Consider the following 20,241-nt stretch of genomic DNA (forward strand, 5'->3'; position numbering starts at 1 on the left):
CCGTGACGAGAGTTTCCCTGATCGTGCCGTGCTACAACGCGGCCAGGACCCTGCGCCTGTGCCTGGAGTCGGCGCTGTCCCAGACCCGGCCGCCCGATGAGATCGTCGTGGTCGACGACGCCAGCGGCGACGGCTCCCCGGCCATCGCCGAGGAGCTGGGCTGCCGGGTCGTCCGGCTCCCCGACAACCGCGGCGTCTCGGCGGCCAGGAACGCCGGGGTGGAGAGCACCACCGGCGACGTGATCTTCTTCCTCGACAGCGACGTGGCGTTGTCCCCGGACGCGGTCGCCAATGCCGTCCAGGTCCTGGAGGAGGATCCCGGGGTCGGCTGCGTCCACGGCGTCTACGACACCGAGCCGCTCATCGACGACGGCCCCGTGGAGTGGTATCGCCTGCTCCACCAGGTCCACTGGCGGCGCAGGCACCTCGGCGAGGTCAACAGCGTCGTGTTCGCGCTCGCCGCGATCCGCCGCTCGGTGTGGCTGGAGGCGGGCCGGCTCGACGAGGGCCTGCGCGACAGCGAGGACGTGGAGTACAGCAGCCGCCTGGCCGTGCGCACCAGGATCGTGCTGACCGACGCGGTGACGGGCCGCCACGACGAGGGGCACCGGTTCCTGCCGGTGCTCGCCGAGCAGTGGCGGCGCGCGCTGCCGCTGATCCCGCTCGCGCTGGCCACGGCCAGGCGCGGCGCGGCCAAGCCGGAGAACGCCAACAGCCGGGCCGGCATCCTCGCCTGCGCGCTCGCGCTGGCGTCCCTGCCGCTGGGGCTGGTGCATCCGGGCCTGTTCGCGATGCCGGTCGCGCTGGTGGGGTGGTTCGTGGTGGCCGATCCGGGGCTGCTGCGGTTCGTGCACCGGGAGCGGGGGACGGCCTTCACCGCCTACTTCATGGCCGTCCACCTGGCGGTCCACCTGGTGCTCGTCACCGGTCTGGCAGTGGGCTCCCTGCGCGTGCTCAAGGGAGCTCCCGCCTGACCCGGCCGCCCGGTGAAGGAGCTCCCGGCCGTCCGGCACGGGTGGTCAGCGGGGCTCCCGCCTGACCTTCACCGCCGTCCGGTAGACCTGCGCCGTCTCGGCGGCGGCGCGCGACCAGCTGAGGCTCTCCCTGACGAACCGCTCGCCCCGTTCGGCCAGCTGCCGGCGCAGCGCCGTGCCGGACATCACCTCGATCACGCCCCGCGCGATGTCGGCGGGCTCGCTCGCCCGCACGAAGTACGCCGCGGGCCGGTCCGGGTCGGGGCCGAGGAAGACCCGGGAGAAGCCGTCCCCCAGGATCGTCGCCCGCCCCATCGCCATCGCCTCGGTCGCCACCAGCCCGAACGGCTCGAACAGCGACGGGAACACGCACGCCGCGGCCAGCTCGTAGTACTCCAGCAGCTCCCGCCCGCCGACGAACCGCCCCGGGACCAGCACCCGTCCCCGCAGCCCCGTCGAGGCGACGATCCGCTCGACGCCCTCGACGTCCCCCTCGCCGACGATCACCAGCCGCAGTCCCGGCACCGCGCCGGCCGCCGCCCGCATGGCCTCCAGCAGCTGGTAGACGCCCTTCTGCCGCTCGATCCTGCCCACGAACAGCAGCACCGGATCCCCTTCCGGCAGCCCCAGCCGCCCGCGCAGGGCCGCCGCCCCGGCCCGCAGCGCGTCGCGGTCCAGCGACGGGAGCACCGCCTCGTACGTCCCGCCCAGCGGCACCACGTCGATGGGCGTCCGGCCCCAGCCGGCGGCCACGAGCTGGTCGCGTACCTCCGGCGTGGCCACCACCACCCGACGGGCGATCCGGGCCAGCCACCGCTCCAGCGCCGCGAACACCTTCAGCGGGTCCGAGATGCTGCGCTGCGGCGCGACGCCGTACTCCGTGGTGTGCACGTGGAAGACCACCGGCAGCCGCAGCACGTAGTGGCAGAGCAGGCCCGCCAGGAAGTTCGTCGAGTCGTGCACGGCGACCAGGTCGGGCCGCTCCCGGCGGCGCAGCCGCAGGAAGTAGCGCCAGTTGCTGACCACGACGTTCAGCGCGAGCAGCAGGAACTCCGAGCGCCTGGTGCGGTTGAGCCGCCTGCCCCCGAGCAGGGAGCCGCGCGGCCGGTGCACGCGGACGCCGTCCACGATCTCGTCCACCGGCAGGCGGCCGTCGTTCGGCGTGTAGACCGTCAGCTCGTGGCCGCGGGCCAGGTACGGGGTGATCAGCTCGGCGTACCTGCCCAGCCCGGCGGTGATGTTCGGCGGGAACTGGTTGACGACGCAGGCGATTCTCATGGGGGGCTCCGGTAGACGCGGGCGGCCGCCACGGCCACGACGGCCAGCAGGACGAGGTTGGCCAGCGCGAAGCCGGCGAGCCCGCCGGCCAGCCCCTGCCAGCGGATGCAGGCCGCCAGCGCGGCCAGGGCGGGCGGCGTCCCCGCGGCCAGGCAGCCGATGAGCACCTTGGCCCCGCGCACCCCGTCCATGGACAGGGCGACCGAGTACAGGTTGAACGTCGTGTGCGCGCCGATGCCCAGCGCCGACAGCGCCATCAGGCCCGGCGAGTATGGGTACTCGCCGCCCATCACCCGGAAGAACACCGTGCTCGCGGCGAACGAGAACACCGCCGTGCCCCCGGCGACCGCCGGGACCAGCCGGGCGATCCGCCGCATCAGCAGCGGCTTGTCCGCGGTGGCCATCACCGGCAGCAGCACCAGCCCGACCCCGTCGGTGAAGACCACGCCCAGCAGCCGCTTGGGGAAGCCGTTGTAGACCGAGTACACGCCGACGTCGGCAGGGCCCGCCCAGTGGTTGAGGAAGATCACGTCGATGCCGAAGAGCACGCCGGTGAGCGCGGCGATGGCGGTCACGTACATGCCGTGCCGGTACAGCGACCGGGCCAGCCGCGCCGACCACAGGCGCGGCCGCACCCGCACCGCCGCCAGCGCCGCCGCGGCGAACGCCACGTTCGTGGCGATCAGCGCGACCAGGTACGGCTCGGCCTGCCTGATCCCCAGCGCCAGCAGGCAGTACGCGGCGGCGCCCAGGTACACGATCGCGATCGCCAGCTTGAGCCCCGCCACGAAGGCGAAGCGCTTCAGCCCGCGCAGGAAGCTCTCGGTGAGCTGGTTCGCCGTCATCGACGCCGCCAGCGCCAGCCCGAAGGCGAGCGTGCGCGTGTCCACGTTCAGGACGGCCGTGAGCAGCGGCGCCGCCAGCAGGCCCAGCGCGGCCAGCCCGGCGCTGACCGCCAGCGTGGCCGGCAGCGCCGTCGCCACCAGCTCGGCTCGCCGCCCCGGCTCGGCCCTGGGCAGCTCCTGCAGCATCACGTAGTGCAGGCTCGTCAGCATCCCGACGGTGACGATCAGCGCGATCGACAGCACCACCGTGAACTGGCCGAACGCGCTCGCCCCCGCGCCCCGTGCGATGACCAGCGTGGTCGCCGCCGCCGTGCCGCTGGCCACCGTGCTCACCAGCGTCGGCCCCGCCACCGGGCGCAGGCGCGCCGTGCGGGCCTTCAGGAGCCGCACCGCTGGTACGCCCGCCGCGCGAACTCCAGGTCCTCCGGGGTGTTGATGCCGCGCGCCTCGGCCGGGTCCGCCACCGGCACGACGGTCACCCGCCGGCCCTCGGCCCGCGACAGGTGCGTCAGGAACGGCAGGAAGTTCACCTCGCCGGTGGCCGCGCCCGCCGCCGCCCCGGCCGCGTACCGCTCCCACGCCTGCGGCAGCCCGCCGGTGGCCAGGCAGAACACGCCGACGTCGCTGAGCCCGCCGGGACGGCACTCGTCGCCCTCGCGGGACTGCCGCACGCGTACGAGCCCGTCCCCGTCCAGCTCGTACTCCACGTACGGATCGGCCATCGGCACCAGCGGCAGCGTCAGCCCCGCGCCCGGGTGGGCGGCCAGGACCTCGCGCACGGTCACGGGGGAGAGGTTGGCCTGGTCGCCCCAGACCACCAGGATCGTCTCGTAGGCCGCCCAGTGCGCGGCGGCGCCGAAGATCGCGTCCCCCATGCCGGTCGGCCGCTCCTGCACGCTCACCGACACCGTGCCCGCGGCGAGCTCCCCGGCGGCGAGCTCCCGGAACGGGCCCTCGCCGTCGGGGGAGACGACGACGTGCACGTGCCGCGTCCACGGCCGCAGCCGCCGCAGCAGCAGGTGCCACACGGTGACGCCCTCGGCCACCTCGATCATGATCTTCGGGATGCCCTGGCCCAGCCGCGTCCCCCGCCCAGCCGCCGGGATCACCACACAAATGCTCACTCGTCCTCCAGCAGCGCCACGATGTCCTCCAACCCGCGCACGCCGGCCGCGCCGGGGGCGGGCTCGGCGGTGTGGACGTGCAGCGTCGCCAGGCCGGCGCCGACGGCGGAGGCCACCCCGTGGGCGGAGTCCTCCAGCACCACGGCCTCGGCCGGATCCACTCCCCAGCGGCGGCAGGCCAGTCCGTAGAACTCCGGGTCCGGCTTGCTCACCGGCACGTCGTCGGCGGTGAGCACGTCGCGGAAGCACGCCCCCAGCGACGAGCCCGCCAGCACCCGCTCCACCGACCCCCGGCTGCCGCTGGTGACCAGGTACGCCACCCGTCCCCCCGCCGCCAGCCGGTCGAGCAGCCGGCGCGCCCCCGGGAACGGCCGGACCCGGCCCGCCGCGACGAAGTCCCGGTAGAGCCCCTGCTTGCGCCGCGCCAGCCGGGCCGCCACGTCCCGGTCCCCGGTGAGGAGCGCCGCGACCTCGGCGGTGCTCGCCCCCGCGTGGGCGGCGTACCGGAAGGACGGGAGGGCGGCCGGGACGAGCTCGGCGATGGCCTGCCGGAACGCGGCCTCGTGCGCGGGGAAGGAGTCCACGAGCGTCCCGTCGAGATCGCACAGCCACACCCGCCGCCCGGCCACCACCTCCGCGAGCGGCACCCCCGCGCCGTCGGCGGCTCCCCGGGCGGTGCCGGGCGTGGCGTCCACGGGGCCGCTCATCCGGCCCGTGCCAGCGGGATCTCGCCGAGCACGGCCCGCAGCGCCCCGGCGGTGCGCGGGCCGTCGTGCGTGCCGGGACGCTCGGCGTCCTCGAGGTCCGCGCCGATCCAGCGTGCCCCCGCCCAGCAGCCCCGCTCCACGACCCCGCGCGGCACGGCGGGCCCCTCGGACCCGCCCCGGCCGCCGAGCACGTGCGTGATCGTGCGCCGCTCGTTGCCCGGGTCCCCCAGGTAGGCCAGCGTGCGGTCCACCAGGTCGGTGGCCGTCAGCCCCTGGATGTCGTGATCGCCCCCGAGGTTGACGACGAACACCCTGGCCGCGGCCCGGCTCTCCGCGATCGCCCCGGCCAGCCCCGGCGTCAGGTAGCTGGGCAGCAGCGAGGAGTGCGGCGTGCCCGGGCCGTACACGATGAGGTCGCTGTCGCGGACGGCCGCCAGCGCCTCGGGGTTGGGCGTGACCCTGGCGGCGCGCCGCGCGAGCAGCTCGCGTACGCGCTCCGGCGGCCCGCAGAGCTCGGCCGGACCGGCCGGCGGCTCGCGCAGCAGGAACAGCCCGGTGATGGCCACCGCGTCCTGCGGCGCGACGATGTCGGCCTCGTCGGCCAGCACCCGCCCGTCCTCCTTGAGCGCGACCAGGAACGCGTTCTCGCCGCCCGTCACGTTGAGCAGCCGCGCCGGCGACCCGAACGTGTGCGCGCACGCGCGTACCGCCGCGTTGAAGTCCTCGCCCAGCCGCAGGTACGCCCCCGCGAGCACCAGGTTGCCCAGCGCGCAGCCGGCCAGGTCGAGCCCGTCCGGCTCGGCGCGCAGCCGCCCGGCGAACACCCGCAGCTCCCGCGCGATCCGGTAGTCCAGCGGACCGCCGGCCAGCCGCGCCAGGTCCGCCGCGGTGGTCCCGGCCGGCAGGCGGCGTTCGAGCAGCTCGCGCCGGGGGTCGCCGGGGTCCAGGTGGAGCAGGAGGTTCTTGCGGAAGTCCGAAGGGCCGAGCATGCCCGGCAGGTAGCGGCGCAGGGCGCCGGTGGACAGCCCGTTGTCGTACCCGTTGATCAGCAGGGACAGCTCCAGCCCCGGCACCCGCAGCAGGGCGCGGGCTGTCCCCGCCGCGCCCCGCCCGCCGCTGAACATGGCGACCCTCACCGGACCTCCTCGTGGCCGGCGGGGACGCGCAGCACGCCGCGCCGCAGCAGCCAGTGGCGCAGCCCGAGGTAACCGACGAACAGGGCCCGATCGCGCGCCCCCCGCCAGAACCGCCAGCCCCGGCTGCCGCCGCCCCGCTCGCGGTGCTCGATCGGCAGCTCCACCCACGCGTGGCCCAGCTCGGCGACGCGGGCCGTGATCTCGGTCGAGCAGTTCATCCCGGCCGACTCCAGCGGCAGCGCGCGGAACAGCGGCCCGTGCACCACCTTGAAGATCGAGTTGAAGTCGCGGTAGCGGGTGCGGTGCAGCAGGTTGCTGACCGCGCCGCTGGCCGCCGACCCCCACCGGTACGGCAGGCTGTCGGCCTTCCTGATCCGGGCGCCCGAGAACGCGGGCCCCGCCCCGGCCCGGATGCGCTCGATGAACCGGTCCAGGTTCGCGATCGGGAACTGGCCGTCGGAGTCCAGCAGCACGACCCAGTCCATCCGGGTACGCGCGATCGCGGCCGCGATGGCGGCCCCCGCGCCCCGGTTGCGCCCGAACGTGACGACGACGAGCTGCGGGCACTGCGCCCGAAGGGCCTCCAGGATCTTCCCGGTCGCGTCGGCGCTGCCGTCGTCGCACACGACGATCTCCCAGGCGCCGACCGCCGGGTTCCGCTCCAGGTAGTCCCGCCATTCCGTCACCGCGGCCGCGATGTTGTCCGCCTCGTTGTACGCGGGCGCCGCCACCGAGATGTCGATGAGGGGCGCCGCGGCAGGCGCGTTCGGCAAGGGTCACCTCCTCCGGGTGGCGTCCGCGCCGGCTCCCGTCAGGCGCGCGATCCAGCGGTCAAGGGGAAGCAGGTTGAGGCCCACGATCAGGGGGACGTGCGCCAGCGTGAACCAGATCGCCGCGCCGAACGTGATCGGCCCGCCGGTGAACAGGTTGATGTGCGGGGCGTCGATGCGCTCGGGGATCGGCACCGGGTTGACCACCTGCCACATCACGTCCAGGAAGCCCGAGAACACGATCAGCACCCCCGTGGCCATGATCTTCAGGCAGCGGCCGGGGGAGCCGCCGCCGATCCGGTACGCGGCGGCGGCGGTGAGCACGATCCCGGGGTAGAGCAGCAGGTAGAGATGGGTGTAGAAGGCGTCGCCGTACGCCCGCGCGCCGTCGCCGTAGTAGAACCAGCTGATCCGGGGGATCAGGTAGCCGGTCAGGAAGACGAACGGGGCGTACAGCAGCCAGTGCAGGCGCGGCGACACCCACGGGAAGAACGCGATCGCGCAGCACAGGAAGGCGAAGGCGAGCAGCTTGGCCACGAGCTGCCAGGCGGCGCCGATCTCCCGGGCGTGCGGGGTGGCCAGCCAGACGAAGGCGAAGCCGGCCGCCCCGATGGCCAGGGCGATCCACCAGATGTGCGCGGCCCATGGGCGCCGGGCGTCGAGCAGGGGGTCGGGATGGTTCACTGCCGGTCCTCGTGGAGGGGCGTCAGGGAGGAACGCGCTCGCGGGAGCGCTCCCAAACGCAGTATGGCAGCTATGCGAGCAATGATGGCCTCAATACCAAATATCGGACCCGCCGGAATTGTCTGGCCTTTTGACTAACCGTAGTGAAGGGACAAAAGCCCAGTTCATCCGCCATACTTCAAGGTATCTAGAAATATGGAACGTTTTACTCACGAATCGGCATAGGTGGGCCTGCCTGGGGTGTCAAGCCCCCACTCTCGGCGCGATTGTGCAGCTCTGGTGCTGTCCACCAACTGGGCAAATGTCGGGATTTATGGACATGTGTGCAGCTCAAGCGGCGGTCGATAGGGTTGGGAGCGCTCCCGTGCCCGATTCGCATTCTGCACCCGAAACACTGGTTTCCGGGTCGCCGGAACCAGGCCCTGAGGAGGATCCGGCCGGGTGGCATCCCTTCAGGGCCCGCGTCTCGGCGCGACTTCGGGCAGGGGCCGGACCGAATCCTCCAGGCGTTGAGCGTGATCGCGGGCCGGAGTCCTGGACTGCCGGACGGTCTCGCGAAATATGCGCGGCTGCCAACATATGTCCGACACATTTCGCGACAATCGGTCGCACTTTTCGTTTCTCTCACCATAAGTCGGTCGGCCATCGAAGTAAGGTAGAGCCCATGTCAACGGGATCCAACGGCCAGGGCACCGGAGCGGGGGCGCTGCTGGCGATCCTCCGGGACGGGCGGGCGCGCACCCGCGGCGAGCTGGCCCAGCTCACCGGCCTGTCCAGGTCCACCGTGTCGCAGCGGCTCGACGGGCTGATCGCCGGGAGCTGGGTGGTGGCCGCCGACGACTCGATCTCCTCCGGGGGCCGCCCGGCGGCGGTGTTCGCGTTCAACGAGGGCGCGCGGGTGGTGCTCGCGGCCGACCTGGGCGCCACCCGCGCCCGCCTGGCCGTGCTCGACCTCGGCATGAGCGTGCTCGCCGAACGGGCCGCCGAGCTGCCCGTCGACCGTGGGCCCGAGCGCACGCTGGAGTGGGTCGCCACCGCCTTCCGCGAGCTGCTGGCCGGTGCCGGGCACGACCTCGATCAGGTGTGCGGCGTCGGCGTCGGGCTGCCCGGGCCGGTGGAGCACGCATCGGGACGGCCGGTGAACCCGCCGATCATGCCCGGCTGGGACGGCTTCGACGTGCCCGGATGGCTCGGCGGGCGGCTCGGCGCGCCGGTGCTGGCCGACAACGACGTGAACATCATGGCGCTCGGCGAGCACTGGGCCGCCGGGCCCGAGGTCGACCACCTGATCTTCATCAAGATCGGCACCGGGATCGGCTGCGGCATCATCTCCGGCGGCCGGCTGCACCGGGGCGCGCAGGGCGCCGCGGGGGACGTCGGCCACATCCGGGTCCCGGCGTCAGAGGCGCCGTGCCGGTGCGGCAACACCGGCTGCCTGGAGGCGGTCGCGGGCGGCGCGTCCATGGCCGCGCAGCTGCGCGCCGCCGGGATCGAGGCGCACGGCAGCCGCGACGTGGTGACGCTGATGCGCGCGGGCGACCTGCGCGCCACGCGGCTCGTCAGGCAGGCCGGCCGCGAGGTCGGCGCCGTGATGGCCTCGATCGTCAACTTCTTCAACCCCTCGCTCATCGTCATCGGCGGCGACGTCGCCGAGGCGGGCGAGCAGGTGCTGGCAGGGGTCAGGGAGACGATCTACAGCCGGTCGCTCCCGCTGGCCACCCAGCATCTCGGCATCAGGTCGAGCCGGCTCGGCGACCGGGCGGGCGTCGTCGGAGCCGCCGTCATGGTCGTCGGCCACGTGCTCGCACCGGACGCCATCGATCAGGCTTTCGGCCACCATTGACCGCGGCGCGCTCGCGCTCAACCCGAAGCTCGCGCAGGCCGAGCCCGCCGACCAGAGCAGCGGCGTGACCAGGGCCGCCGACGACGGGGCGAACGGCCGGTACGCCCGCAACGTCACGCTCACCGTCACCGCGACCGGCAGTGGTGTCCGACGCGACGCGTGCGGCGGCCCCGGGCGGGGACGAGAGGTCATGCGATGTGGCCAGGGCCGGAGACACCGCAAGCGGCATCGCCGCAGACCATGGCCGATATTCCTCTTCTCCGGGTCTCGTGGTCCGGGTGGAGCGGGCGCGGGTCCGGCATCCCGCTCCTTCCTCGGGCCACGACAAGGCCGTACGCCCGGGTTTACGAGATTTTCTCGAAGAAGAATTCGTGCTTCAAGAACGACGTGTCATATTCGTGCCCGGGATACGGCGGGATGAGCTGAGACGCCTGGAACAGCCGCCACCCGTCGCGCAACGCCTCCACCCCCGTCTCGTACGGCGGCTCGTCCCCGTCGCCGGCCGTCGGCTCGGTGCGCCCGGTGCCGTCGTAGCGCGACCAGCCCACCACCTGGGCGTCGAGCGCGGAGGTGGCCAGGTAGAGAACGAGCACCTGCTGCTTCATGCGACCCTCCCGGGGCGGTTGTTCACGCGAGTCGTCCAGTATTCGATGTCGAACGACGGATCGTTGGTCAGGGCCCGCCACATCCGCACCCGGTTGTGGACCTCCAGCCGTCCGGTCGCCTGCTCGTACCAGGGGAAACGCCGGCCCAGCTCGGCCGCGACGGCGGGATCGTCCAGGTCGGAGGTGTCCCAGAGCCGCACCTGCGGCACGGTCGGGTTGAAGCGGATCTTGTACATGTACCTGCGGACGTCGCTGTCGTTGCGCCGCCCGCCGTGCCAGATGCCGTGGTGGAGCAGCATCACGGTCCCGGCGGGGCAGGTGAGCCGGGTCTGGCCGCGCAGGTTCTGGTAGCGGCCGGTGTCGCTCTCGTTGATCCGGCGCAGGTGGCTGCCCGGCACCACGAGGGTGCCGCCCATGTCGGCCGTCACCTCGCGCGGGTAGTACATGAGCTGCACGTCGAAGGCGTCCATGCGGGTGTCGATGATGGCGTCGGCGTGCAGCGGCTGGGCGTGGCCGTTGCGCGGCTCGCGTACGTGCACGGCATGGTGGTCGACGGTCGGGTCGGGGCCGACGAGCGAGTGCAGCGCGCCCGCCACGGCGGGCAGCTCGATCAGCCGGCGGGCGAACGATCCCTCGGGGTAGGCCTGGGCGACCGGAGTGCCGTACGGCGGGTGCGGGAGGCCCGCCTCCAGCACGTCGATCGCCTGGTCGTTGAGCTCGTCCGGGACGATCCCGTCGAGCCGCAGATAGCCGGCGGCCACGAAACCGGCGACCTGTGCGGAGGTCAGCAAAGTGGTTCGCATGCCTCGAACTTAGAACCGGACACCCGCTATGTCGTGGGTTGTAATCATCAACTACTGGTTCATTTTCCCCCAGTGAGATAGAACAGATCCCTGTGCGTCAGGTGACGATCACGCTCTCCGACCCGCCGGCGGTGGCCGGCGCGGGGGCGGCCGTGCACGGCGTGGTCAGCGCCCACGACGTGTTCCGGCTGCCCGACCTGTGGCAGCTCCACCTGTACGGGTACACCGCCGAGCTGGTGCTCGAGGGCACCGTGCACGCGATCAAACCCGGCCACGTCAGCCTGATCCCGCCGGGCGCCGAGGTCCACTACCACTACCGGGGCAGGTCGGAGCACCTGTACGCGCACTTCAGGCTGCCCGGCGGCGACGAGCGGCGGGTCGTGCCCGTCATGCGGGACGCGGGGGACCAGGCGCCGCTCATCGCCGCCTCGCTGCGGCAGGCCATCGCGGCCGTCCCCGACACCAGGGCCAGGGCGTCGGCCGAGGTGTGGACCGTGCTGTGGCGGATCGCGAACCTGCCCGTCGCCGGCAGCGCGCACGCCGTCGTGGCGGCCGCCATGGAGTACATCGACGCCGACCTCGCCGCGCCGCTGACCGTCCCCGGCATCGCCCGCGCCGCCGGGGTGTCGCACAACCACCTCACCCGGCTGTTCCGCGCCCAGACGGGACACACGGTGGTCGCGTACATCCGCCGCCGGCGGCTGTCCCGCGCCCTGCACCTGCTGCGCGAGTCGACCCTGGCGATCCCCGCGATAGCGGCGGCGGTGGGCATCCCGGACCTGCAGGCGTTCAACAAGGCCTGCAGACGCGAGCTGGGCGCCTCACCCCGGGCCCTGCGCGCGAGCGGCCCCCGAGCAGCGGCGCGGGTAACCCGGCGGGGAACGGCCCCGACCAGCGGCGCGGGTAACCCGGCGGGGAACGGCCCCGACCAGCGGCGCGGGTAGCCGTCACCTGCGGCGAGCGGCACCGATCGGCGGCGGGAGTAGGCGCGTGTCCGAGCCTGCCTGGCGTCGGCGGGCGGCCGCACCCGGTAGGTTGGCCGACCATGGAGGAACGCCACGATCATCACCGCCGCCCCGCCCGCGCCCTGGCCGCGACGGCGCTCGCCGCCCTCCTCGGCACGGCCGCCTGCGGCGATCCGGCCCCGGCGGCCTCGGCGGCCGGCCGGCAACCCTCGCCGAGCCCGTCCACGTCCACGTCCACCCCGCGGCCGGACGTGACGCTGCCCGCGCCCGACCAGAAGATCCCCGGCGACCCCGCCCGGCTGGCCGCCGCGCTCAAGGGGACCAGCGCCGCACTCAACGCCGCGATCGACGCCTGGCCGAAGACCGGCAAGCCGCCCCGCGACGTCGAGCTCCTGGCCCTGCACCAGCAGCGCGTTTACCGCTACACCGCCCGCCACCCCGACGTCGCCGCCCGGGCCTTCGCCCGCCTGCCGTCCGGGCTGGCCGCCCAGGCCAAGGACAATACGGCCGCCATCCGCGAGCTGCTCTCCCTGGCCCACCCGGTCAAGCCCTCGGCCACGTTCAAGGTCCAGCCCGCCCCGCCCGCCGCCGAGCTGCTCGGTCACTTCAAGAAGGCCGAACGCAAGTTCGGGGTGGAGTGGGAGGTGCTGGCGGCGGTGATGTTCGCGGAGACCAAGTTCGGCCGGGTGAAGTCGGACAGCCACGTCGGCGCCCAGGGCCCCATGCAGTTCATGCCCGGGACCTGGAAGGCGTACGGCATGGGCGGCGACGTGCAGGACCCGCGCGACGCCGTCATGGGCGCCGCCAACTACCTGCGCGCCTCGGGCGCGCCCCGCGACTACCGGCGGGCGCTGTACGCGTACAACCATTCCCGGGCGTACGTGAACGCCATCCTCCTGCACGCCCGCCAGATGAAGCGCGACCCGAGGAACTACTACGCCTACTACAACTGGCAGGTGTTCGTGATCACCACGGCCGGCGAGCGCCGCCTCACCGGACCGTAGGCCCGCGCTACGACCCCCGCTACGACAGTGCGCGGGCGGCGTGGATCAGGGGGACGTGGCTGAAGGCCTGCGGGAAGTTGCCGACCAGCCGGCCGTAGCGGGGGTCGTACTCCTCGGCCAGCAGCCCCACGTCGTTGCGCAGCGCCAGCAGCCGCTCGAACAGGCTCTTCGCCTCCTCCTTGCGGCCCTGCATCGCCATCACCTCCACCAGCCAGAAGCTGCACGCCAGGAAGGCGCCCTCCCCGCCGGTCAGGCCGTCCACGTCGTTGTCCTCGGCCAGCGGGTAGCGCAGCACGAACCCGTCCGACATGAGCTCCTTCTCGATGGCCGCCACCGTCCCCACCACCCGGGGGTCGTCGGCCGGCAGGAAGCCGACCATGGGGATCATCAGCAGCGACGCGTCCAGCTCCGACGACCCGTACGACTGCGTGAAGGTGTTGCGCCGCGCGTCGTAGCCCTTCGAGAGGATCTCGGCGTGGACGACGTCGCGCAGCGTGCGCCACTTGTCGACCGGGCCGGTGCGGCCGAACCGCTCCACGTACTTGACCGCCCGGTCCAGCGCCGCCCAGCACATCACCTTCGAGTGCACGAAGTGCCGCCGGGGCCCGCGCACCTCCCACAGGCCCTCGTCGGGCTCGTCCCAGTGGTCCTCCACGTAGTCGAGGAGCTCCCGCTGGATGGTCCATGCCCGGTCGTCGGGTGACAGGCCGCGCGTGCGCGAGACGAACAGGCAGTTCATCACCTCGCCGTACACGTCGAGCTGGAGCTGCTTGACCGCCTCGTTCCCGATGCGGACGGGCCGGGAGTCCTCGTAGCCGTCGAGCCAGTCGAGGCGCAGCTCGGGCAGCCGGCGCTCGCCCGCGACGCCGTACATGATCTGCAGGTCCTGGGGCCGGCCCGCGATGGCCCGCAGCAGCCACGCGCGCCAGTCGGCGGCCTCCTCCAGGTAGCCGGAGGTGATCAGCGCGTCGAGCGTCATCGTCGCGTCGCGCAGCCAGCAGAAGCGGTAGTCCCAGTTGCGCACCCCGCCCACGTCCTCGGGGAGCGAGGTGGTGGGCGCGGCGACGATGCCGCCGGTGGGGGCGTAGGTGAGGCCCTTGAGCGTGATCAGCGAGCGCACCACGGCGTCCCGGTACGGGCCCTGGTAGGTACACCGCGCGACCCACTCCGCCCACATGGCCTCGCTCTCGCTCAGCTGGGTCTCGGCGTCGATCTGCGGCGGCATCGGCTCGTGGGAGGGGTGCCACGTGAAGACGAACGACACTCGCTCACCCTCCTTGACCGTGAACGTGGCCCGGTGGGCGTAGTCGCCGCCCTTCAGGGGCACGGGGGAGTGCAGCCACACCGAGTCGGGTCCGCCGATGGCCTGCAGGTGGCCGTCGCTCTGGCGCACCCACGGCACGATCCGGCCGTAGTCGAAGCGCACCCGCAGCTGCGTGGACATCTCCACGCTCCCGGAGACGCCCTCCACGATGCGCACCACGTCGGGGTTGCGGTCGCGCGGCGGCATGAAGTCGATCACGCGGACCGTGCCCGTCGGGGTGTCCCACTCGCTTTCCAGGATGAGCGTCTCGGGCCGGTAGCGCCGCCGGGTGGCCGGCCTGCGGCCCGTGGGGCCGAGCCACCAGTGGCCGTTGCGCTCGCTGCCGAGCAGCGACGCGAAGCAGGAGGGCGAGTCGAACCTGGGCAGGCACAGCCAGTCGATGGAACCGTCCCGGCCCACGAGCGCCGCCGACTGCATGTCCCCGATGAGGGCGTAGTCCTCGATCCGCATGCCTAGACGCTACTCGGATGAGGGGTGATCCCGTGAGCGGGTCCGATCATGTCGCGTCATGCCCGGTCCCGGTCACGGGATCACGTCAGGGGGAACCAGCGGGTGAACAGCTGGGTCAACGGCCCGATGGCCAGCGCGAACACCAGCGTCCCCACGCCCACGGTGCCGCCGAGCAGCCAGCCGGCGGCCAGGACCGTGATCTCGATGAGGAAGCGGCCCAGCCGCACCGACAGGCCGAGCCGCATCAGCCCGGTCATGATGCCGTCGCGGGGGCCGGGGCCCATCCCGGCGCCGATGTAGAGCACGGTCGCCAGGGCGATGGCGACGACGCCGAGCACCACGTACAGGCCCTGCAGGACCAGGTGCGACGGGGTGGGCAGCAGGAAGATCGCGCCGTCGGCGAACAGGCCCAGGAAGACGACGTTGCTGATCGTGCCCAGTCCGGGCTTCTGCTTCAGCGGGATCCACAGCAGCAGCACCAGGGCGCCGATGCCGATGATGACGGTCCCGATGGACAGGCCGGTCCGCAGGGCCAGGCCCTGGTGGAACACGTCCCACGGGTCGTTGCCCAGCCCGGACTCGACCTGGAGGCCGATGCCGGTGCCGTACAGGGCGAGCCCGCCGTACAGCCTGACGAGGCGGGCGGGAAGGGACGAACTGAGCCGGGGGACGGTCGCTTCACTCATAGTGGCCACAGATTGGCATGCCACCGACTTGCCAAAACAGGGCCAATCACGAAAAGTGGCCTTATGAGGCATCTGTCGGCGACCCAGGTGGCGCGGCTCATCAAGATCGACCCGGCCGCGCGGCCCTACTACCGGGCGCTCGCCGACGGCGTGCGCGCCCTCATCATGGACGGCCAGATCCCGGTACGCGTACGCATGCCCGCCGAGCGGCACCTGGCCGAGACCCTCAAGGTCAGCCGCACCACCGTGACCTCGGCCTACGACCTGCTCCGCGAACGCGGCTACCTGGACAGCCGCCAGGGCTCCGGCAGCTGGACCGCCCTGCCCGACCCGGCCACCACGCCCGACAACCCGTGGCTCAGCACCGACGGCGACGGCCTCGTGCAGCTCCAGTGCGCCGCCCCGCCCGCGCCGTCGGCCCTGCGGCAGGCGATGCTGGAGGCGGTGGACGACCTGCCCAGGTACGGCATGGGCAACGGCTACGACCCCATCGGCCTGCCCGTGCTCAGGGAGCGCGTCGCCGCCCACTACACCGCCCGGGGCCTGGCCACCCGGCCCGAGCAGATCCTCGTCACGACCGGCTCCCAGCACGCCATCCAGCTCGTGCTCGGCCTGCTCGTCGGCGCGGGGGACCCGGTGCTGGTGGAGTCGCCGACCTACCCCCACGCCATCGACGTCGCCCGGCAGCGCGGCGCCAGGATCGTCCCGGTCGGCATCTCGCACGAGGGCTGGCAGGCCGACCTGCTGGCGGGGGCCATGCGCCAGTCGGGGGCGCGGCTGGCCTACCTCATGCCCGACTTCCAGAACCCGACCGGCGCCCTCATGGACGACGCCACCCGCGCCGCCGTCGTGGGCGCGGCCCGGCGTGCGGACACGGTGCTGCTGGTGGACGAGACCTGGTCGGAGCTGGCGCTGGACGAGGTGCCCCGGACCTCGCCGGCGGCGGCGTTCGACACCGACAGCCGGGTGATCAGCATCGGCTCGGCCTCCAAGCTGTGGTGGGGCGGGCTGCGCATCGGCTGGGTGCGCACCACCGCCGCGCTGGCGCGCCGGCTGGCCATGTTCCGGGCGGCCGTGGACATCGCCAGCCCGGTGCTGGAACAGCTCGTGGTGGCGCGGCTGTTCGACCGGCTGGAGGAGACGCGCGCCGAGCGCCGCCGCACGCTGCGCGCCTCACGCGACGCGCTGGTCTCGGGGCTGCGCGAGCACCTGCCCGAGTGGACGTTCACGGTCCCGCGCGGCGGCGGCACCCTGTGGGTGCGCCTGAACGGCCCGGGCGCCACGCCGCTCGCGGAGGCGGCCGCCCACCACGGGGTACGCCTCGCGCCCGGCCCCTGGTTCGGCCTGGAGGGCACCCTGGAGAGCTATCTCCGCCTGCCCTACACCCAGCCGCCCCAGGTCCTGACGGAAGCGCTCACCCGCATCCGCGCCGCCCGCGACCACGGCCCCACCGGTCCCCGCCGCTCGGTGGACGCGCTCATCGCGATGGTGTGAGGGTCATTCACTGGAGCCCCGGGCCAGGGGAGCGCGCCATTTGCGGCGCATCGCCATGATCCGCAGCCCGAACGCCAGCACCGCCGCCGCCAGCGTGGCCGGCCAGCCGTGCAGCCCGTACACCGACAGCGCCGCCATCACCCCGGACCCCAGCAGCGCGGGCACCGCGTACAGCTGCCGGTCGTACAGCAGCGTCGGGATCTCCCCGGCCAGCACGTCGCGCAGCATGCCCCCGCCGATGCCCGTCACCACCCCCAGCAGCGCCGCGTGCAGCGGGGCGAGGCCGTACTCCAGGGCCTTCTCCGTCCCCACCGCGCAGAACAGCCCGAGCCCCGCCGCGTCCAGCACCAGGATGAGCGGCATCACCCGCGCGACGTGCGGATGCCAGAAGAACACGATCACCGTCGCGGCCACCGGCACCAGCACGTAACCAAGGCTCTGGAAGGCGGCGGGCCGGACGTTGAGGATCAGGTCGCGTACGACGCCGCCGCCCAGGGCGGTCATCTCCGCCAGCACCACCATCCCGACCACGTCGAGCCGTTTGCGCACGCCCATGAGCGCGCCCGTCAACGCGAAGACGAAGATGCCGACAAGGTCGAGAATTTCAGACACGTCGGAATATTTACCGTATGACCGATTCGTGGTGCTCGGCCATCCTCACCCACAACGTCCGGGTGAACATGAACAGCGCGAGCCCGGCCACGACGGCCATCGCCGCCAGGACCAGGTAGTGCATCGGGTCGGACAGCACCCGGCCGAGCCGCCCCGTCTGCCCGCCGACCGCGTCGCCCACCGACACCTTTCCGGCTCCCGCCAGCGCCGCCGCGACCGCCATGACCACGAAGCTCAACCCCACCATGACCAGCGCGAACCCGAACTTCTGCGGCGTGCTCACCCGCAGCGCGACCAGGTAGATGAGCGCGCCGTAGACGCCCACGACCGCCTGCGCCGTCTCGTCCGGCAGGCCCAGGCCGTGCCGGGCCAGCGACGCGGCCAGGAACGTGGCGAGGATCGCCCGCACACTCCATACCGGCTGAACCGCTCCCACATCTCGGTGCCGAACAGCGTGGCCAGCCCCCAGGGATGCCCGAAGAACGTCCTGCCGCTCATGTGCCGCCCCCTCTGTGCACCCGGTCGATTACTTTACGTGAAGGACGCGGGTCTTTCTGCGCAAGCTCTTGCCGCTACCCCCTTGGTGTGGTGCGATGCAGGCCACTCATGCAAGTGACCACTGACTGGAGGCGCGCGCCATGGCCGAAGTCCTCGAAGTCCGGGCCGAGATCGAGCGGCAGATCGCCGGCCAGACCGTCTGCGAACAGCTCAGGCTCGCCGCCGAGCAGCACCCCGACGCCCCCGCCTACTCCGATCCCGAGGGCGACGGCTGGACCACGCTGACCTACGCGCAGGCGCGGCAGCGGGTCCTGGAGATCGCCGCCGGGTTCACCGCGCTCGGGCTGGGCCCCGGGGAGTCGGTGGCGGTGATGATGGTCAACCGCAGCGAGCACGTGCTCGCCGATCTGGGGGCCGTGCACGCCGGCGGGGTCGGGTGCACGGTGTACTCGACGTTCGCGCCCGACCAGATCGCGTTCGTGGCCGGCGACGTGGCCGCGAGATACGCGGTGCTGGGCGGCCCGGCCGAGCTGGCCCGCTGGCAGCCCGTCCTGTCCCGCCTGGACGGGCTCCGCAAGATCATCATGTTGGAGGGGGCGCCCGCCGACGAGCGGTTCATGTCGTGGGCGGACTTCCTGGAGCTGGGCCGCGCGCGCCTGGCCGCCGACCCGGCCGAGGTCGAGGCCCGCATGAGCGCGGTCACCCCCGACGACGTGGTCACCGTCCTCTACACCTCGGGCACCACCGGCATGCCCAAGGGCGTCCCCCTCACGCACGCGAACGTCTTCTACGAGGTCGCCGCCACCGACCGCATCACGACCCTGCCCCTGCGGGGCACTCAGATCTCCTACCTCACGTACGCGCACATCGCCGAGCGCATCCTCAGCCTCTACCTGCCCCTGGTCAAGGTCTCCCACGTGCACTTCTGCACCGACCTGGCCAACCTGGGGGCGACGCTGGGGCAGGTCAGGCCGATGATGTTCTTCGGGGTGCCGCGCGTGTGGGAGAAGATGATGGCCCGCCTGCTCGCCGTGCTCGCCACCCAGCCGGAGGAGCAGCAGGCCGCCGTACGCCAGGCGATGCGGGCGGGCGCCGCGTACGTGGAGGCCGGCCAGTACGGGCGCACGATCACCCCCGAGATCCGGGCGGCCTACGAGCAGGCGGACGCGTCCCTGCTGTCGATCATCCGCGGCATGATCGGCTTCGACCGCGCAGAGTGGACCGCCACGGGCGCCGCGCCGCTGCCCGCCGAGGTGCAGCACTTCTACGCCGGGCTCGGGCTCAAGGTCATCGACGTGTACGGCATGACGGAGACGACCGGCGCGTTCACCGGCAACAGCCCCTCCTGCTACCGCCTGGGCACCGTCGGCAGGGCCGAGCCCGGCGTCGAGATCCGCATCGCCGAGGACGGCGAGATCCTCACCCGCAGCCCGCTCAACACCCGCGGCTACGTCAACCGGCCCGAGGCCACGGCCGAGCTCATCGACGACGGCGGCTGGCTGCACACCGGCGACATCGGCACGGTCGACGAGGACGGCTTCTACCGGGTGATCGACCGGAAGAAGGAGCTGATCATCACGGCGGGCGGCGAGAACATCTCCCCGGCCGAGATCGAGAACCACCTCAAGGAGCACATGCTCGTCGGCCAGGCGCTCGCCTACGGCGACAACCGGCCGCACCCGGTGGCCCTGCTGACGCTCGACGGGGAGGTGGCGCCGGGATGGGCGCAGGCGCGCGGCATCGCGTTCGCCTCGCTGGCGGAGCTGGCCGAGCACCCGGAGGTGATCAAGGAGGTGGAGACGGCGGTCGAGGCCGCCAACGCCAAGCTGGCCAGGGTGCAGCAGGTGAAGAAGTGGGCGCTGCTGGGCACTGAGTGGACGGCCGAGACCGAGGAGCTCACCCCGAGCCTGAAGCTCAAGCGGCGGATCATCCACGCCAAGTACGCCGACGTCATCGAGGGGCTCTACAGCGGGCCACTTTAGGCCCGTCCACGGCGCGGACCTCGCTCCTGCGGCGGTCGCCATTCGGTGGCCGGCCATCGGCCGGCCGCTTTCGGCCGACGTTCTCGGGGGCCGCTTCCGGCGGGGTTCGCGCCTGCTCCGGCTGATCCCGGTTTTGCCATTCGTGGCGTGTGTCGAGGTCCTGGCCATTACCGGGCGGTTCCTACCGTCTCGATCATGACCAGAAGCCTTCTTCTCGTCTCGCTCGCGGCCGGGCCGCTCACCGTGCCCGCGCCTCCGGTCGCGACCGAGCCCGCCATCCGCGCGATCACCGTCCGTCCCGCCGAGCCCATCGTGGGGGCGAACGACTCCGTACGCCTGGTGGTCGACGTCGTCGCCAAAGGCGCGCGCGGCAAGGACGGCATCACCGTCAAAGTCGAACCCGGCGCCCCGCCCGGCCCTGTACTGACCGACAAGCTACCGATCCCGGCGCCGGCGC

At 72.8% G+C, this 20,241-nt stretch carries 20 protein-coding genes; 7 read left to right on the forward strand and 13 right to left on the reverse strand.

The genetic code is table 11. The annotated features are described in order from the left end of the window. The first annotated feature begins 2 nt into the window (after positions 1–2). Entirely contained in the window at positions 3–974 is a 972-nt protein-coding gene (locus ACFKCF_RS42345; protein ID WP_394500995.1) for a glycosyltransferase family 2 protein, read from the forward strand. Positions 975–1,019: 45 nt separating this feature from the next. Here ACFKCF_RS42345 and ACFKCF_RS42350 read toward each other — a convergent pair whose 3' ends face one another. From ACFKCF_RS42350 to ACFKCF_RS42380, 7 genes are read right to left on the reverse strand one after another with little or no spacing between them, the layout of a single operon-like run. After that, positions 1,020–2,252: a glycosyltransferase family 4 protein gene (locus tag ACFKCF_RS42350; protein ID WP_394500996.1), complete on the reverse strand. Its 1,233-nt coding sequence runs from the start codon at positions 2,250–2,252 to the stop codon at positions 1,020–1,022. Further along, on the reverse strand, positions 2,249–3,487 hold the full coding sequence (locus ACFKCF_RS42355) for a lipopolysaccharide biosynthesis protein (RefSeq protein WP_394500997.1): 1,239 nt from the start codon (positions 3,485–3,487) through the stop codon (positions 2,249–2,251). The genes ACFKCF_RS42350 and ACFKCF_RS42355 overlap by 4 nt, the downstream gene beginning before the upstream one ends. Beyond that, on the reverse strand, positions 3,475–4,221 hold the full coding sequence (locus tag ACFKCF_RS42360; RefSeq protein ID WP_394500998.1) for an NTP transferase domain-containing protein: 747 nt from the start codon (positions 4,219–4,221) through the stop codon (positions 3,475–3,477). The genes ACFKCF_RS42355 and ACFKCF_RS42360 overlap by 13 nt, the downstream gene beginning before the upstream one ends. Next, entirely contained in the window at positions 4,218–4,928 is a 711-nt protein-coding gene (locus tag ACFKCF_RS42365; RefSeq protein WP_394500999.1) for an HAD family hydrolase, read from the reverse strand. The genes ACFKCF_RS42360 and ACFKCF_RS42365 overlap by 4 nt, the downstream gene beginning before the upstream one ends. Further along, the gene (locus ACFKCF_RS42370) at positions 4,925–6,064 is read right to left on the reverse strand and encodes a 2-phospho-L-lactate transferase CofD family protein (RefSeq protein WP_394501000.1); all 1,140 of its coding nucleotides are present in this window, start codon (positions 6,062–6,064) and stop codon (positions 4,925–4,927) included. The genes ACFKCF_RS42365 and ACFKCF_RS42370 overlap by 4 nt, the downstream gene beginning before the upstream one ends. Then, the gene (locus tag ACFKCF_RS42375) at positions 6,061–6,837 is read right to left on the reverse strand and encodes a glycosyltransferase family 2 protein (RefSeq protein WP_394501001.1); all 777 of its coding nucleotides are present in this window, start codon (positions 6,835–6,837) and stop codon (positions 6,061–6,063) included. Before ACFKCF_RS42375 ends, ACFKCF_RS42370 begins: the two co-directional genes overlap by 4 nt. A 3-nt stretch (positions 6,838–6,840) precedes the next feature. After that, a complete protein-coding gene (locus ACFKCF_RS42380) occupies positions 6,841–7,518 on the reverse strand; it encodes a hypothetical protein (RefSeq protein ID WP_394501002.1) in 678 nt (225 codons plus the stop codon). A 664-nt stretch (positions 7,519–8,182) separates the two neighbouring features. Between ACFKCF_RS42380 and ACFKCF_RS42385 the strand changes: the two genes are divergently transcribed. Continuing rightward, positions 8,183–9,361 carry an ROK family protein gene (locus ACFKCF_RS42385; protein ID WP_394501003.1) on the forward strand — a complete coding sequence of 393 codons (1,179 nt, stop codon included), beginning with the start codon at positions 8,183–8,185 and terminating at the stop codon, positions 9,359–9,361. A gap of 344 nt (positions 9,362–9,705) precedes the next feature. Here ACFKCF_RS42385 and ACFKCF_RS42390 read toward each other — a convergent pair whose 3' ends face one another. Together ACFKCF_RS42390 and ACFKCF_RS42395 are read right to left on the reverse strand one after the other, a co-directional pair. Then, positions 9,706–9,966, reverse strand: coding sequence for a hypothetical protein (locus tag ACFKCF_RS42390; protein ID WP_394501004.1), 261 nt, complete (start codon positions 9,964–9,966; stop codon positions 9,706–9,708). Further along, positions 9,963–10,769, reverse strand: coding sequence for a phytanoyl-CoA dioxygenase family protein (locus ACFKCF_RS42395; protein WP_394501005.1), 807 nt, complete (start codon positions 10,767–10,769; stop codon positions 9,963–9,965). Before ACFKCF_RS42395 ends, ACFKCF_RS42390 begins: the two co-directional genes overlap by 4 nt. Before the next feature lie 101 nt (positions 10,770–10,870). Between ACFKCF_RS42395 and ACFKCF_RS42400 the strand changes: the two genes are divergently transcribed. Further along, positions 10,871–11,713, forward strand: coding sequence for a helix-turn-helix domain-containing protein (locus ACFKCF_RS42400; RefSeq protein ID WP_394501006.1), 843 nt, complete (start codon positions 10,871–10,873; stop codon positions 11,711–11,713). Positions 11,714–11,814: 101 nt separating this feature from the next. After that, on the forward strand, positions 11,815–12,738 hold the full coding sequence (locus ACFKCF_RS42405) for a transglycosylase SLT domain-containing protein (protein ID WP_394501007.1): 924 nt from the start codon (positions 11,815–11,817) through the stop codon (positions 12,736–12,738). 19 nt (positions 12,739–12,757) lie between these two features. Here ACFKCF_RS42405 and ACFKCF_RS42410 read toward each other — a convergent pair whose 3' ends face one another. Next, on the reverse strand, positions 12,758–14,512 hold the full coding sequence (locus tag ACFKCF_RS42410) for a glycoside hydrolase family 15 protein (protein WP_394501008.1): 1,755 nt from the start codon (positions 14,510–14,512) through the stop codon (positions 12,758–12,760). A gap of 80 nt (positions 14,513–14,592) precedes the next feature. Then, positions 14,593–15,198 carry a YitT family protein gene (locus tag ACFKCF_RS42415; RefSeq protein ID WP_394501009.1) on the reverse strand — a complete coding sequence of 202 codons (606 nt, stop codon included), beginning with the start codon at positions 15,196–15,198 and terminating at the stop codon, positions 14,593–14,595. 63 nt (positions 15,199–15,261) lie between these two features. Between ACFKCF_RS42415 and ACFKCF_RS42420 the strand changes: the two genes are divergently transcribed. Continuing rightward, a complete protein-coding gene (locus ACFKCF_RS42420) occupies positions 15,262–16,692 on the forward strand; it encodes a PLP-dependent aminotransferase family protein (RefSeq protein ID WP_394501010.1) in 1,431 nt (476 codons plus the stop codon). Positions 16,693–16,695: 3 nt separating this feature from the next. Here the strand turns inward: ACFKCF_RS42420 and ACFKCF_RS42425 are convergent, their stop codons facing one another. Together ACFKCF_RS42425 and ACFKCF_RS42430 are read right to left on the reverse strand one after the other, a co-directional pair. Beyond that, positions 16,696–17,304: a trimeric intracellular cation channel family protein gene (locus tag ACFKCF_RS42425; protein ID WP_394501011.1), complete on the reverse strand. Its 609-nt coding sequence runs from the start codon at positions 17,302–17,304 to the stop codon at positions 16,696–16,698. Positions 17,305–17,314: 10 nt separating this feature from the next. Beyond that, entirely contained in the window at positions 17,315–17,713 is a 399-nt protein-coding gene (locus ACFKCF_RS42430) for a hypothetical protein (protein ID WP_394501012.1), read from the reverse strand. Between the two features lie 229 nt (positions 17,714–17,942). Between ACFKCF_RS42430 and ACFKCF_RS42435 the strand changes: the two genes are divergently transcribed. Then, complete coding sequence (locus ACFKCF_RS42435) at positions 17,943–19,784, forward strand: AMP-dependent synthetase/ligase (RefSeq protein WP_394501013.1); 1,842 nt, start codon at positions 17,943–17,945, stop codon at positions 19,782–19,784. 195 nt (positions 19,785–19,979) lie between these two features. After that, on the forward strand, positions 19,980–20,241 hold a 262-nt coding region (locus ACFKCF_RS42440), incomplete at its 3' end, for a hypothetical protein (RefSeq protein ID WP_394501014.1).

It is taken from the genome of Nonomuraea sp. JJY05, from assembly GCF_043496855.1.
GTDB lineage: Bacteria > Actinomycetota > Actinomycetes > Streptosporangiales > Streptosporangiaceae > Nonomuraea.

Excerpts from the sequence above, each read along its gene's own strand:
- ACFKCF_RS42390 (WP_394501004.1), bottom strand. The coding sequence starts at position 9,966 with ATGAAGCAGCAGGTGCTCGTTCTCTACCTGGCCACCTCCGCGCTCGAC.
- ACFKCF_RS42435 (WP_394501013.1), top strand. The coding sequence starts at position 17,943 with ATGGCCGAAGTCCTCGAAGTCCGGGCCGAGATCGAGCGGCAGATCGCC.
- ACFKCF_RS42365 (WP_394500999.1), bottom strand. The coding sequence starts at position 4,928 with ATGAGCGGCCCCGTGGACGCCACGCCCGGCACCGCCCGGGGAGCCGCC.
- ACFKCF_RS42420 (WP_394501010.1), top strand. The coding sequence starts at position 15,262 with ATGAGGCATCTGTCGGCGACCCAGGTGGCGCGGCTCATCAAGATCGAC.
- ACFKCF_RS42385 (WP_394501003.1), top strand. The coding sequence starts at position 8,183 with ATGTCAACGGGATCCAACGGCCAGGGCACCGGAGCGGGGGCGCTGCTG.
- ACFKCF_RS42350 (WP_394500996.1), bottom strand. The coding sequence starts at position 2,252 with ATGAGAATCGCCTGCGTCGTCAACCAGTTCCCGCCGAACATCACCGCC.
- ACFKCF_RS42405 (WP_394501007.1), top strand. The coding sequence starts at position 11,815 with ATGGAGGAACGCCACGATCATCACCGCCGCCCCGCCCGCGCCCTGGCC.
- ACFKCF_RS42410 (WP_394501008.1), bottom strand. The coding sequence starts at position 14,512 with ATGCGGATCGAGGACTACGCCCTCATCGGGGACATGCAGTCGGCGGCG.
- ACFKCF_RS42415 (WP_394501009.1), bottom strand. The coding sequence starts at position 15,198 with ATGAGTGAAGCGACCGTCCCCCGGCTCAGTTCGTCCCTTCCCGCCCGC.
- ACFKCF_RS42395 (WP_394501005.1), bottom strand. The coding sequence starts at position 10,769 with ATGCGAACCACTTTGCTGACCTCCGCACAGGTCGCCGGTTTCGTGGCC.